Genomic DNA, 13,829 nt, shown 5'->3' on the forward strand with positions numbered 1-13,829 from the left:
TGGCGATAAAAAATCCGCTGATGGCAGATGCACATCGGAGCGGAGCAAATCGTCAAATTGTGTGATGTTGAGCAAACATCGTGTGCTGTCGGTCAACAGCCTGAGGATTCTACCACAGCCGCCAATCTTTGTCAAATCAGTCAGGCGTGGGCGAATTTGTCAGTTGTTGGTGTCGTGACCGATGTGATTCAGTCATGCGTTGACAGCCCGTGAATTCTACCGCAGATTGGAAGCCGTGTCAAATCCCACCATCCTGATCCACGCAGGACACGAAGAAAAGGAACCGCGAAGCACGCGAAGCACGCGAAGGGAGCGGGGTGATGGGCTAGTGGCTATTGGCCTAACCGCTGATCCCCAGACCCCGATCCCTGACCCCCGACCTCCATTTTGATTTTTGACTTTTGACGTTACGCTGGCCCCTAGCCCCTGACCCCTCGGCTTCATCCTTCATCCCTCATCCTTCATCCTTCATCCCTCATCCTTCATCCTTCATCCTTCATCCCTCATCCTTCTACAACGGCCACGCTGCTTTGACTAAGGCTGGCAAGATGATGCCGCTCGCGCCACGCAAACAACATTCAAACGTCTCGGAAAGATAGGTCTGATCGGTGTTGACTTCGATGCCATAGGCTCCATGCTCAATCGCTGTAACTGGCAACGTGGCAGCGGGTGGCACTAAGCCCGATGTGCCAATTGAAAACACTACATCTGCTTGAATACAAGCCGCTTTGGCATGATTAAAGGTTTTGGTTGGCAAAACTTCGCCAAACCAGACAATATCAGGCCGCAACAAGGCTTTACAGCGCGGACAATGGGGCACTCCAATTTCTTCTGCTGGCAACCAAGCAGATTCTTCGATTACCACATGCTCTTTGGAGCATTTGACGCGCCCAATGTTGCCATGCAGTTCCAAAACATTGGTCGAGCCAGCTCGTTGATGCAAACTATCAACATTTTGGGTAATCAAAGTTAAGTTTGGCACATGGTTTGCCATCGTTGCCAACGCATAATGCCCAGCATTGGGGCTAGCCTGCTCAACGATTTCACGACGGTAGGCGTACCAATCCCAAACCAACTTGGGATTACGCTCAAATGCTTCTGGTGTCGCCAAATCTTCTGGCTTCATGCGCGACCAGAAACCTGTTTGCGCATCACGAAAGGTTGGAATTCCGCTCTCCGCCGAAATGCCAGCACCAGTTAAAATTGCGATTCGTTCTGCTTGGCGTAAACGTTGCAAAATTTCTTCAGGAAATTTGGCCATAACCAACTCCTCGCTCAATCTGCTTATTCGAAAACGGCAACCAATTGGGGCAGTAGCTCAGCGAGCGTGCCATGCAAGGTGTGATCGGTAAAAAAGCCAAAAGTCGAGGGCTGGCGATTAATTTCAATCACCGTTGCCCCATTGCGTTTGGCATGTAATGGTAATGATGCAGCTGGCTGCACCACCGACTCGGTGCCAATACACAAAAACACATCGCAAACCGTCGCTTGATCGGCTTCGCGCAAGCGTTCGCGCGGCACACCCTCGCCATACAACACCACATCGGGCCGTAAATAGCCACCAGTCCGTGGGCAGCGCGGCGGAATTTCGTTTTCATCCCACGAATCGACCATGCCGCCATCTTCGTAGGAACGCATGCGCGCTAAATTGCCATGTAATTCGATCAACTCGCGACTGCCAGCCCGCCAATGCAGACCATCGGTGGCTTGGGTAATAAGTTTAAACTTTGGCACAAGTTGCTCTAAATCAACCAAGGCATAATGCGCTGCACTTGGTTCAGCAGCTTGAGCCAAACCTCGACGGTAGGCAAACCATTCCCAAACTAAGCGTGGATTGCGCAAGAATGCTTCAACCGTTGCCAATTCCTGCGGCTCATAGCCAGCCCAACGTTCTTCGCGTTGCTGGGCCTCGCGAAAACTGGGAATCCCACATTCTTGAGCCAAGCCGCCACCAGTCAGCACGGTAATTGATTGGGCATTGCGTAAGCGTTGCAACAAAACGTCTGGCAAATCGAACACGCTCAAGGGGTTTCCTCCTGCTGCAAAAGATCACGCGAAATCCAACCGGTCATCGCTTGACCATCTTTTTCAAACACAATATTGATCCAGACAATGCCACCTTGGGTCACAATTGCATTTGGATCGGGTGCAACAACACGGGTATTAGCCGGAATCGACATGATAATATTGCTACCATCATTTTTATATTCGGCGGTCGAACGCACATTGCTTTCTTGCGAGGTCTTGAAAATCAACTCGCCAGTTGTCGTTGGCAGATCTGGCTCATCTGGCTTGACCGTTGGTTGCGGCTTGCCCATATTCAAGCTATCAATCCAACCAGTAATCCGGCGACCTTGATAATCGCTAATTTCGATTTTGGCCCAACCATTGCTAGTCAAATTGGTAGCAGGATCGCGAATGATCACTTCGGTATTACGCGGCAAGGTCACCACCAAAGCACTATTGCGATCTTGGTTGGTGTACACCGGCGTATTATCTTGAATGATCACATAGGTTTCAGTTTGGGTTCCAGGCAGCAAGTTACAGGCCCAGCCTGGAATATAGCCACAAGCCCAGGTTTTGGCAGCCCCGCTCAGCAGCCAATTGCGGCCAAAGGTAAAGCCCCAAACACAGCCAACCACTAATAAAGTAATTAAACCTAGGCCAAATGCCCGCCGCCAGATGAAATTCAAACAGCCACGGCGATAGGTCTCACGCCGAATTTCACTGCGCAATTCACTACGCAATTCTTCGCGGCTAATCCCTTGTTGCACTGGCGGAGATGGTTGCGGCGCATAATATTGGGCTGGCGGTTGTTGCACCGCTTGTTGCTGAATTGGTGGCGGCGCTTGGCGCGGTGGCATCATCGGCTTGGGCGGCGCAACATTCCAATTGGGTGCAGCACTGGCCGATGGTGCTTGGCGTGGCGGTGGCGTGGGCGTTGGTTGGGTTCGCCGTTGGGTCAAATTTTGGCGCATATCGCGCATCGTATCGCGCAGCGCAGGCAATGGCCGCACCAATTGCTTAGTCGGCGCATCAGCAGCAGAATCCACTGCCGCTAAATCACGCGCCAAGGCGGCAACTGTCGCCGTGCGTTGATTAGGATCGTTGGTAGTCGCCGCATGCAGCGCTGCCACCAATGATGGCACAAAGCCATTAACTTGCTGATAGATCGATGGCAGATCTTTAGTCGTTGCATCAGGCGTAATGCCGGTCAGCAGTTCGTAGCCTAGTAAGCCAAGGCTGTAGACCACCGAACGCTCATCAGGCGCACCACCATTCAAGCGTTCTGGCGCACGATAGGCCTGCATATCAGCGCGTAATTCTTCGTTGCTCAGCCACCAAGGCTCGATTAACACCGCCCGATCGGTGCTGGTAAGCAAAATCGCGCGTGAGCCAATCGGCGGCGTAGGCGTTTGGGTCGTAATCGTAATCGAAACCGCCCCAACCACTTGGCGCAGCACCTCCAGCGCTCGTTCGGCAGAGAACGGCAAGCGATCGCGCAATAATTCGCCATCGACATCCTCGGTAATCATGTAGGGCCGATTACCAACCTCGCCATTATCATAGACATCGAGCAAGCCAGGATGGGTGCGTTTGGCAAGGCCTTGAGCCTCATCATTAAATCGCTTGCGTAATTGAGCGTTTTCTAACAAGTCGGGGCGCAGCAGATGGACTAAAACTGAACGACTCAGCCGTTCGTCGGTTGCCCGAAACACCAATGCCAAGCGATTCTCGCCCAAACGGGCTTGAACGCGATAGCGATTGTGGAGTAATGGTGTTGAAGGAGCAGCAGGTTGCGTCATAAATTACATTCACCTTGCAACGCCGAGCAGATCTCGACACTACGCCAAGGGCTACGGTTTGACCGCAATAACTAACTCATAAGCATCAGCTTGCCAAGGCCGAATTTCACAATCGCAGCAGCCAAAATGCTGTAATAATTGCTGCAATTGCTCGGCTGTCCAAGCTTTGCCTGGCAACCAACGGGCATGCCGTGGTGTCCAAGTGCTGATGATTAATGTACCTTCTGGTTGTAAAACCCGCCACATTTCAGCGATTGCCCGCCGTGGACGGGGAAAATATTCCAAAGCTTCTAAACATGTTACCACGCCAAAGCTTTGATCAGGCCAGCGTTGTAATTGATCGCCACTGCCTTCGTGCCATTGGATGCGTTCGGCGAATCCTGCTTGGTGGGCTTTGTGTTTGGCTTGCGCCAACATCGCTGCCGTCAGATCAAGCCCATGAATCGCCCCAGCAAACCACGTTTCGCGTGCAATCAATAAGGGAACGCGGCCAGTTCCAGTGCCAACATCAAGCGTCGCCGCCTGTGGCAAGGCCATCAAGGCTACGCGCAACGGCCCACCAAGATGCACCTCATCGTGGATTGTAACATTGCTACGCACTCGATCATAAATCGATGCACCACGACTGTAAATCCAGCGCACAACCCCACGACCAAAATAGCTGCCTTCGCCAATAATAATCAGCCAATACAGCAACCCCAGCACCACAACGACACTACTTAGCAGCCAAATCCAAATCATAGGCCCGATTATAGCATAGCCCTCTTGTGGCTAGCAGCATTCGCAGTCTATAATCAACCATTGGGCAAACAACCATCGCTGGTCGCAACGCCGCGACTAAGGAGCGTGTATGCACGAGCTTGTTCGCCACTTTGCAGCTTTTCGCCGTCAGATTGTTGGGATCGATCAGCATTTTATGACACCTTATGGCTCGCTGCCAATAGTTTATGCAGATTGGACGGCGAGCGGGCGTTTATATGCCCCGATTGAGCAGCAAATGCTGCATGTTTTTGGGCCATTCGTCGGCAATACCCACTCCGAATCCAATGTCACTGGCACATCGATGACCGAAGCCTACCATTTTGCCCAACGCTTGATCAAGCAGCATGTCAACGCCGCCAGCGATGATGTGTTGATTTTGGCAGGCTCAGGTATGACCGCCGTGGTCAATAAGTTTCAGCGTATTTTGGGCTTGCGCATGCCCGAACAGTGGGCCGAACATATTAAATTCGCCAAACACGAGCGGCCTGTCGTGTTCATCTCGCATATGGAGCATCATTCCAACCATACGTCGTGGCTCGAAACCATTGCCGAGGTTGTGGTTGTGCCGCCCGATGAGCAAGGCTTGATCGATCCAGCGAATTTGGATGCCTTGCTGCCAGCCTACGCCGAACGCAGCGTTAAAATCGGCGCATTCACCGCCTGCTCGAATGTTACTGGTATTCGCACGCCCTACCACGAATTGGCGCAGGTAATGCACGCTCACGGCGGGGTTTGCTTCGTCGATTTTTCTGCTTCAGCGCCCTATGTTGCCATTGATATGCACCCAACTGACCCAAATGCGGCGCTTGATGCAATTTATTTCTCGCCGCATAAATGTTTGGGCGGCCCAGCTACACCTGGCGTACTGGTTTTCAGCAGCAAGCTCTACCACAATCGCGTGCCCGACCAGCCAGGCGGTGGCACGGTTAATTGGACGAACCCATGGATGGGCCATAGTTTCATCAGCGATATTGAGGCCCGCGAGGATGGCGGAACTCCAGCCTTTTTGCAAACCATCAAGGCCGCGCTGGCCTTGCAACTCAAGCAAACAATGGGCGTTGAGCAAATCGAAGCTCGCGAGGCTCAGCTGACTCAGCGTTTATTCCAAGGTTTGCGCTCAATTCAGCGCTTGCACATTCTCGCCGATCACGTGGAACAACGGCAGGGAATTTTTTCGTTCTATATTGAAAACCTGCACTACAACTTGGTTGTGCAACTGCTCAACGATCGTTTTGGAGTGCAAGTGCGCGGCGGCTGCTCATGCGCTGGAACCTATGGCCACTATCTGTTGCACGTCGATCCACAGCGTTCCAAACGCATCACCGATCGGATTGATCAAGGCGATTTATCGGGCAAGCCGGGCTGGGTACGTCTCTCGATCCATCCAACAACGACCGATCAGGAAGCAGACTATGTGCTTGATGCACTTGATCAGGTTGTGCGCAACAGCGATAATTGGGCCAACGATTATCATTATTCCAACAAAACCAATGAATGGCGGCATCGCCAGCCAGTTCAACAAGATATAGGAGCGTGGTTTCAGTGTTGCGATTTGGTCGAACATTAATTAAATTTGGGCGCGGGCTGCTTGGCTGGCTTGGCATGTTCAATTTGCTGAGTGCAATTGCGAATGCACCCAACCTTGGCTGGCTAGCACAACGCCGCAACGACGGCGTTCTTGGCGCGTTGCTGGCAGTTTGGGGCTGGCGTGGCGGGCGCTGGCGTTGGCTAAGTGTTTGGTTGGCTGTGCCAGTGCAATTAGGCTTGGCCTCGCTGCGCAGTTTGTGGCATAACCCGCTGCGCAATTTTGCTGCTGGCTCAAGCAGCTGCGAGCCAATCAAGATTATGCTCGATTCTGGCCAGCATGTGCCTGGGTTGTGGTATGCCAAATCGCACACCAATACCGCGATTCTCTACTTACACGGCGCTGGCAACGATAAAACGCGCTACGCCACCCGCGCCATCGACCAACTACAGCGGGCTGGGTTTAGCGTGTTGGCAATTGATCTTGCTGGCCAAGGCGAAAACCCGCGTACCTTAGATGTGCCCGATAGCAACACCGATGTTGCAGCGGGAGTCGCTTGGTTGCGCCAGCATGCCCAAAAGGTGGTTGTGGTTGCGGTCAGTTTGGGCGGTTGTATTGGCTCGCGCGCCATCGCCGATGGGGTTGCAGTTGATGGTTTAGTGATTATTGGCTCGCCAGTTGTGCTTGATCTCGATAGCAATCATTATATTCGCAGCGAACTACGCGCCTTCTTGCGCCCATCATTCTGGCAATACCCCGACCGCATGACCTTGTTTCAGCTGTGGCAACAATGGCAAGCGCCACCAATGCGCATCGCAATTGGCTTTAACCAGCTTTTTCCAACGCTTAACCTGAACGATTCGCTCAGCCGGATTCGTGCGCCAATCTTGTTGGTCTACGGCGAGCGCGACCGCATTGCACCCTATCAGGCAGTTTTGAGCAACCTAGCGACCATTCCCGACGTAACATTGCAACTGATGCCTGAACACAGCCATCTGACGCTACCAATGGAGAGCTTTCCGCTAACCGCAATTACGACGTGGATTCACGAGAGAATCGAATCGAGCGAAGGAGCAATCAATGTTTGATCTAGAAATTTGGCGCGCCGATATTTTGCAACGCCTGCGCCGCTTTGTACGCGCCCCGCAAACCGAGATGGGCATTTATGGCACCGAACGCTTAACCTACTATTTGAGCAGTTTGGTGCTTGAGCCGTTTTTTCAGGCTTTCAGCAATCAGCCTTTGCGCGCTGTTGTCACCTTGGCAACGATTACCCAAACCACTGGCACGAACTTTCTGATTCATAACGCTAGCACCCTGCGCTATAGCCAGCAACTGCTTTGGAGCGAGTTTGAACATTCGCCCAGTTTGCGCTTGGTGATTGAGCAGGTTTTGCTCAAACTCGATGTGATTGAACATCTGCTGCACACGCTCGACGATGCAGAAGCCCAATGGTTGCGCCAAAGCCTGAGCGACGAGATTGAGCCTTATCGGCGTAATGGCGAATTAACTGAATTGCGCCACGCGCTGAACGAAGTGCCATGGCAAACTCGCTACAGCACCGTGCGCTCGTTGCACACCCGCCGAGGCCACTACACTGGCAGCGATTGGCAATTAATTGAACAAGCTCTGAGCGATCGCGTGGCCATGGTACGCGCTGCGGGAGCACGCCAGCTTGGCCGCGCGCAAAGCCCACTGGCTTCACACCTGCGCGAACGGCTCTTTCATGTGGCTTTGTATGACCGAGATTTGGGGGCGCGTTATGCTGCGGCACGTTCGATTGGCACGCTGCGCAATCAATTGATCGATGGCTTGAGCCGCGAAGTGCTCACTACTGCGCTGTTTCATGATGATAGTTTTGTGCGCTCGGCGGCATGTTTGGTGTTGGGCCAATTGGGCAGTGCCATGGTCACGCCTAGCATTTTGGATAGCCTGATTACGGTATTGCAGGATGCTGACCCCTACGCCCGCGAGGCGGCAGCCAATGCCCTCGCCGCAATGGGCCAAACTGCGGCAACCGCTGATGTATTGGCCGCACTACGCACCGCCGTTTTAGATAGCGACCAATATGTGCACGAGGCAGCTCTAGGCGCAGTTACCGCCCTCAAAGATTAAATAAAAACAGGCCAGCGTTCAAACGAATTGAACGCTGGCCTGATGATTAACGAACCCCGATCAACTCCACATCGAAGATCAATTCTGCATTTGGTGGAATAACCCCAGGGTAGCCACGCTCGCCGTAGGCCAAATCGCCTGGAATATACAATTTGCGCTTGCCACCAACATTCATCGTCGATAAGCCTTCATCCCAGCCTTTGATCACTTGGCCAACGCCCAAAATGAACTCAAATGGCTCACCGCGATCAACCGAGCTATCGAATTTGGTTCCATTGGTGAGCGTCCCTGTATAGTGAACAATCACCGTTTGGCCCGCTTTAGGTTGCGCGCCGGTTCCGACAACCTGTTCTTCGTAGCGTAAGCCCGATGGAGTTGTTTGCATCGAAAGAGCCTCCTCTGAGAATTATTGCGCCCATTATCAAGGAACATAGGAAAATTCGCAATTCAGGCTATAATAGAAACTAGCAAATTTGTACGCTTGGGTAGGAGTGCGCCGGATGTTGCCAGAGAAGCTGCGTGTTCGTAATTTTATGTGTTATCGCGACGATGTGCCAACCCTCGATCTAGAGGGGATTCACGTTGCTTGTTTGTCGGGCGAGAATGGCGCAGGCAAATCGGCCTTGCTCGATGCAATTACGTGGGCATTGTGGGGCAAAGCGCGCGTCTCATCCGACGACGAATTGATTGCGCTTGGCGCTCAAGAGATGGAAGTTGATTTGCAATTTAGTGTTGCAAATAATCGCTATCGGGTGCTGCGCCGCCGTTCTTCAGCCAAACGCGGCCAAACTATCCTCGAAGTGCAAATCGAAACCAATGGCGGCTGGCGCGCAATTTCGGGCAATAGCATTCGCGAAACCCAAGAGGTGATTCACGATGTGCTGCGCATGGAATACGATACCTTCATCAACAGCGCCTTCTTGGTGCAAGGCAAAGCCGATGAGTTTACCCGCAAAGCGCCTGCTGAACGCAAACGAGTGCTCGCCGAAATTTTAGGCCTCGATGATTATGACAAACTAGAATTCCGCGCCAAAGAGCAAGTGCGCTACTTCAGCGATCGTGCCCAAGGTCTCGAAGGCACTATCACCAGCTATCGCGAATGGGTCAACAAGCGTGATTTTTACCTGAGCCAAGAGGCCGAAGCCCAACAGCGGGTGCAGCAACTCGGCCATGAAATTGAGCAAGCCAGCACAATTTTTGAACAAGCAGACCAGCAACGCCGCGCCTTGGAAACCCGCAAAGCTGAGCGCGATCGCGAACTTGGCCGCAGCCGCGACCTCGAACGCCAAATCAGCGAAAGTGATGCAGATTATCGCCAATTAGCTCAAGATATTGGCGTGGCCCAAGCCATCGTTGAGCGCCAAAGCGAAATCGAAACCAATTTTCAAGCATTAAAAACTGCCCGCGAGGATCTTGGCCTGCTCGATCAATTGCGCGAACAAATCTTGCAACTCAATGATCAACGCAAAGAACAATTGGCCTTGGTTGAGCGCGAAGAATTAGCCTTGCAACATCAATTGCAACAACATCAGCGCGATCAGCAAATCAACGCCGAATTAATTGGCAGCAAACTGAGCAAACAAGCAGATTTGGCAGCGCTCGCCGAACAACTAGCCAGCTTTGCCGATGATCAAGACCAGTTGCAACAAGCCCGCAGCCAACGCAGCGAACTCGAACAACAAAGCACCAACTTAACCCAATTGCATGTCGAAGTTCAACGCTTGCAAGGCCTGATCAACGTGCGCGGCGATTCACTAATTGCTGCCCGCGAAGAGCAAAATCGGCGCATTATCGAGGCCGACAACTTCTTGGCCAACGAATCGCGCTGGCGCAGCGAATTTGAAACCTCGATTGCCCAACAAAAAGCCCTGATTCGCGACGAACGCAAACTGCAAGAAATGCGCAGCCGCGACCAACAAGATGCCAAGCAACTTGGCGAACTCTCGGCCCAAGAAAGCAATTTACATCAACTTGGCTTACAAATTAACGTCAAAATCGATGAACTGCGCGCAACCCACGATACCAATTGCCCGCTCTGTCGCAGCGATATTGGCCACAATGGCATTCAGCAGGTGATCGAGCAATATACGGTTGAGCGCGACGATATGCGCGATCAATATCGTGAGGCCAAGCAAGCTCGCAAGCAACTAAGCAACGAATACGAAGCGCGCCAACGCGAAATTCAAGGCCTCGAGCGCAAGGTTGCCCAACTCAGCAGCTTGGCGGCCACAGTTGGTCGCTTGGAAGGCCAAATTAGCGAAGCCCAAGAGCAGCGCAACAAACGCAGCGAGGCCGAAAGCACGCTGCGCGATTTGAATCAACGCATCGAACATGGCGATTTTGCTCACGAAGAACGCACCGCCTTGGCCCAAGCCCAAGCAGAAATCAGCGAACTAGGGCTTGATCAAAAAGCGCTTGATGCGCAACGCCAAGCCAATAATCAATTAATTGCCCAGCTTGAGCAGCGTTTGGCCCAACGTGGTTCAATCGAAGCCAAAGCTGCTGTGCTGCACGAGCAACTTGAGCGAATTCAGGCCGCAGAAACCCAAAACGCCGCCTTGCATGAAACCATTTTGAGCTTGCAAGTGCAGCTTGATAGCCGCCAATTTGCCCAAGCCGCCCAACAACAAGCAGATGCTATTTATCAGCAAATGGCCGATTTGGGCTATGCCTCGCAACGCCACCAAGAAGTGCGCGAAGCAGTTGCCAGCCTTGGCCATTGGGAAGGCGAATATCATCAACTGCGGTCGGCCCAAACTAATTTGGCCAATAACCAACGCCAAGCCCAACGCTTGGCCGAGTTGATCGAGCGCCAACGCCAAGATTTGGCTCAAGTTCAAGTCACAATCAATCAACTCAATCAAGAATTGGCCCAATTGCCAGCCGCTGTGCAAGCAGCAGAAAACGCCCAGCGCACAATCAACGAGTTTCGTGGCCGTTTGGCGGTTGCCCAAAAAGATTTGGGTGCAGCCCAGCAAAACGTGCAGCATGTGGCCCAAGTTGCCGAGCAATTGGCCGACGCAGAAAAAGAATTGCTCACAGTGCAAGAGCAACGCGATATTCACAGCGAATTAGTCAAAGCGTTTGGCAAAAAAGGCATTCAAGCAATGCTGATCGAAACGGCGATTCCAGAGCTTGAGCGTGAAGCCAACGAATTGCTCAGCCGCATGACCGATAATCAAATGCACTTGCGCTTTGAAACCCAACGCGAAACCAAAAAGGGCGATACCAGCGAAACCCTCGATATTCAAATTGCCGACGAACAAGGCACGCGCCGCTACGATTTGTATAGCGGTGGCGAGGCCTTCCGCATCAACTTTGCCATTCGGATTGCCATGAGCAAAATGCTGGCCCGCCGCGCAGGAGCAAATTTACAAACCTTGATTATCGACGAGGGTTTTGGCTCGCAAGATGGTCGCGGACGCGAGCGCTTGGTCGAAGCGATTACCCAAGTGCAAGCAGATTTCAATCGAATCTTGGTCATCACCCACATTCAAGAATTGAAAGATCAATTCCCAGTTCAAATCGAAATTACCAAGTATGATGATGGCTCGCGCTGGGCAGTCAATTAAAAGAGCATAGAACATAGAGCATAGAACATAGCCGAGATAATGGCTTCTCTGTGGCTCTGCGTTTAAATAGAAATCATTCGCATGCTAAAAATCGTCCTTCTTCAACTTCCAGTGCCCAATAATCCGGCGGCCAATGTGCCGCTGGCAGCGGGCTACCTCAAAGCGTGGGCCTATAACCAAGGCTTGCTTGAGCGCATGCAGATTGAGATTGTGCCGCGCGATATTGCTGATCGTGGTGGCGATGGCTTAATTTGTGATTGGATCAGCAGCCAAAATCCCGATGTGCTGGGGATTTCGCTGTACACCTGGAATAGCGAGCGCTCGTTGCAGCTTGCAAGCCTGCTCAAACAAATGCTGCCAAGCTTGATTGTGGTCGTTGGCGGCCCTGAAGTGCAGCGCAATAATGCGTGGGTTTTGGAGCATCCAGCGGTTGATATTGCAGTTGAGGGCGAGGGCGAGCAAACATTTAGCGAATTGTTGCTGGCGCTCGAACAACAGCAGCAGCAAATTAGCCTGCCGATGCATAATCAGGTTGCGTTGCCGTATCCCTTGGTTGCTGGCACATTGCAATATCAGGCTGGCCAATTGCATGCTGGCTTGCCGCGCCCCGCCATGGGCAGCCTCGATCCAATTCCATCGCCCTATTTGCTGGGCTTTTTGGAGCTGCGGGCTGGCGAAATTGCCTTTATCGAATGCTCGCGCTGGTGTCCGTATGGCTGTACATTTTGTTTGTATGGGCGCAATTTGGGCACAAAACTTGGCGGACGTATGTTTGGCAGCGAGCGGGTGTTGGCCGAAGTGGCGTGGGCACGGCAGCGCGGCGCACGCGCAATTCACTTTGTCGAGGCAAATCTTAATTTATTGCCTAATTTTCGCGAATTGATGCGTGGCCTACACACGATCAACCAGCCTGAGCCAACCCCAATTTATGCTGAATTACGGGGCGAGCATCTGAAGCCCGAAAGTGTTGAGGCCATGGTGCAAGCAGGCCTAACTGTGGCCGAAGTTGGCTTGCAAAGTGCCAATCGTACTGCCTTGCAAGCGGTTGGTCGTCGCACCGACCTTGACAAATGGGCCGAGGGAACGCGCCGTTTGTACCAGCATGGCGTGGCTGTGTTGCTCGATGTGATTTTGGGCTTACCCGAAGATGATGCCGCCAGCACCCACGCCACGATCGAATGGATTCAACAGCAAGAACTGGGCGATTACGATATTTTCACCTTGCAAGTGCTACCAGGCACTGGCGTGCGCAACGAAGCCGAACGTTTTGGCATGCAGTTTCAAATGCGACCACCCTATTATATTTTGGCCACCAACTGGCTCAACTACCAACAACTCCGTGCCTTGCGCTGGGATCTGCGCGAACAAGCAGGGCTTGATCCGTTGGCAATTGAAGGCATGCCCCAACCGCCCAGCGACGTTTGGCTGCAAACCTGCGAACAAGCAATTCAGGTTATCGACCAACCAATTCGCACGATCGTTTTAGATTGTCGGGCGAAATTAAGCTTGGAGCAATGGCAAACTCAAGGCCAAAGCTATGCCCATCAGGTTGCCAGCCATGTGGTGGTTGTGGCCAAACAGAGCGATTTGGCGGTGCTTGAAGCCTTTTGTTGGCCGATTGCCCAAGCCAATCTGACTATTCACTGGGATATTGTGCTCGATCAGCCGCTTGACCCCAACGCATTACGACAACTCCAACAGCGCTGGCCGCACAGCATTGGCTACCTTGATCGGATTGCGGTCTATCGGCGCTGGCAAGCAGAGCCTGATTGGGTGCAAGTTACGCCGCGCTGGTGGATTAACTGCAATTGGCAAGAACCGATTGATCCCTTGAGCTATGAAGGCATTGCCGAGGTAGTTTGGCGCGTACCAGCCGATCAAGCTACAACAGCAATTCCAGAGCTGAATCGGCGCGGTGGCACGGGAATCGTGCTTGAGGCTGAGCACTTCGAGCCAGCATGGCAAGAGCTGAGCGAGCATTTGCCAATTTTAGCGCCGCTAGCAGATGGTTAAAAACAAAGCCCCTCGCCCACGGAATGCGGGCAAGGG

The 13,829-nt window shown here is 52.6% G+C and carries 9 protein-coding genes and 1 pseudogene; 5 read left to right on the forward strand and 5 right to left on the reverse strand.

The window, feature by feature from the left end:
• Nucleotides 1-511: 511 nt before the first annotated feature.
• From C5S61_RS17110 to C5S61_RS17125, 4 genes are read right to left on the reverse strand one after another with little or no spacing between them, the layout of a single operon-like run.
• On the reverse strand, nucleotides 512-1,261 hold the full coding sequence (locus C5S61_RS17110; RefSeq protein ID WP_110516792.1) for an SIR2 family NAD-dependent protein deacylase: 750 nt from the start codon (nucleotides 1,259-1,261) through the stop codon (nucleotides 512-514).
• Nucleotides 1,262-1,284: 23 nt separating this feature from the next.
• On the reverse strand, nucleotides 1,285-2,019 hold the full coding sequence (locus C5S61_RS17115; RefSeq protein ID WP_110516794.1) for an SIR2 family NAD-dependent protein deacylase: 735 nt from the start codon (nucleotides 2,017-2,019) through the stop codon (nucleotides 1,285-1,287).
• A gap of 2 nt (nucleotides 2,020-2,021) precedes the next feature.
• Nucleotides 2,022-3,806: a serine/threonine-protein kinase gene (locus C5S61_RS17120; protein ID WP_110516796.1), complete on the reverse strand. Its 1,785-nt coding sequence runs from the start codon at nucleotides 3,804-3,806 to the stop codon at nucleotides 2,022-2,024.
• A 51-nt stretch (nucleotides 3,807-3,857) separates the two neighbouring features.
• Entirely contained in the window at nucleotides 3,858-4,547 is a 690-nt protein-coding gene (locus C5S61_RS17125) for a class I SAM-dependent methyltransferase (protein WP_110516798.1), read from the reverse strand.
• 109 nt (nucleotides 4,548-4,656) lie between these two features.
• Between C5S61_RS17125 and C5S61_RS17130 the strand changes: the two genes are divergently transcribed.
• Genes C5S61_RS17130 through C5S61_RS17140 form a run of 3 tightly spaced genes read left to right on the forward strand, consistent with a single transcriptional unit; the run spans nucleotide 4,657 to nucleotide 8,208 of the window.
• Nucleotides 4,657-6,135 (forward strand): aminotransferase class V-fold PLP-dependent enzyme, encoded by a 1,479-nt coding sequence (locus C5S61_RS17130; protein ID WP_110516800.1) that lies wholly within the window; start codon nucleotides 4,657-4,659, stop codon nucleotides 6,133-6,135.
• Nucleotides 6,111-7,181, forward strand: a complete 1,071-nt coding sequence (locus C5S61_RS17135; RefSeq protein WP_164689578.1) for an alpha/beta hydrolase — start codon at nucleotides 6,111-6,113, stop codon at nucleotides 7,179-7,181. The genes C5S61_RS17130 and C5S61_RS17135 overlap by 25 nt, the downstream gene beginning before the upstream one ends.
• Nucleotides 7,174-8,208 carry a HEAT repeat domain-containing protein gene (locus tag C5S61_RS17140; protein ID WP_110516802.1) on the forward strand — a complete coding sequence of 345 codons (1,035 nt, stop codon included), beginning with the start codon at nucleotides 7,174-7,176 and terminating at the stop codon, nucleotides 8,206-8,208. Before C5S61_RS17135 ends, C5S61_RS17140 begins: the two co-directional genes overlap by 8 nt.
• A 46-nt stretch (nucleotides 8,209-8,254) precedes the next feature.
• On the opposite strand, the pseudogene C5S61_RS17145 reads toward C5S61_RS17140, so the two are convergent.
• A pseudogene (locus tag C5S61_RS17145) lies at nucleotides 8,255-8,587 on the reverse strand (FKBP-type peptidyl-prolyl cis-trans isomerase); the annotation flags it as partial.
• A 121-nt stretch (nucleotides 8,588-8,708) separates the two neighbouring features.
• Here C5S61_RS17145 and C5S61_RS17150 point away from each other — a divergent pair.
• Together C5S61_RS17150 and C5S61_RS17155 are read left to right on the forward strand one after the other, a co-directional pair.
• Nucleotides 8,709-11,780: an AAA family ATPase gene (locus C5S61_RS17150; protein WP_110516805.1), complete on the forward strand. Its 3,072-nt coding sequence runs from the start codon at nucleotides 8,709-8,711 to the stop codon at nucleotides 11,778-11,780.
• Nucleotides 11,781-11,861: 81 nt separating this feature from the next.
• On the forward strand, nucleotides 11,862-13,793 hold the full coding sequence (locus C5S61_RS17155; protein WP_110516807.1) for a B12-binding domain-containing radical SAM protein: 1,932 nt from the start codon (nucleotides 11,862-11,864) through the stop codon (nucleotides 13,791-13,793).
• Nucleotides 13,794-13,829: the final 36 nt, after the last annotated feature.

The organism is Herpetosiphon llansteffanensis, assembly GCF_003205875.1.
Classification (GTDB): domain Bacteria; phylum Chloroflexota; class Chloroflexia; order Chloroflexales; family Herpetosiphonaceae; genus Herpetosiphon; species Herpetosiphon llansteffanensis.

Excerpts from the sequence above, each read along its gene's own strand:
- C5S61_RS17110 (WP_110516792.1), bottom strand. The coding sequence starts at position 1,261 with ATGGCCAAATTTCCTGAAGAAATTTTGCAACGTTTACGCCAAGCAGAA.
- C5S61_RS17120 (WP_110516796.1), bottom strand. The coding sequence starts at position 3,806 with ATGACGCAACCTGCTGCTCCTTCAACACCATTACTCCACAATCGCTAT.
- C5S61_RS17125 (WP_110516798.1), bottom strand. The coding sequence starts at position 4,547 with ATGATTTGGATTTGGCTGCTAAGTAGTGTCGTTGTGGTGCTGGGGTTG.
- C5S61_RS17130 (WP_110516800.1), top strand. The coding sequence starts at position 4,657 with ATGCACGAGCTTGTTCGCCACTTTGCAGCTTTTCGCCGTCAGATTGTT.
- C5S61_RS17140 (WP_110516802.1), top strand. The coding sequence starts at position 7,174 with ATGTTTGATCTAGAAATTTGGCGCGCCGATATTTTGCAACGCCTGCGC.
- C5S61_RS17150 (WP_110516805.1), top strand. The coding sequence starts at position 8,709 with ATGTTGCCAGAGAAGCTGCGTGTTCGTAATTTTATGTGTTATCGCGAC.
- C5S61_RS17155 (WP_110516807.1), top strand. The coding sequence starts at position 11,862 with ATGCTAAAAATCGTCCTTCTTCAACTTCCAGTGCCCAATAATCCGGCG.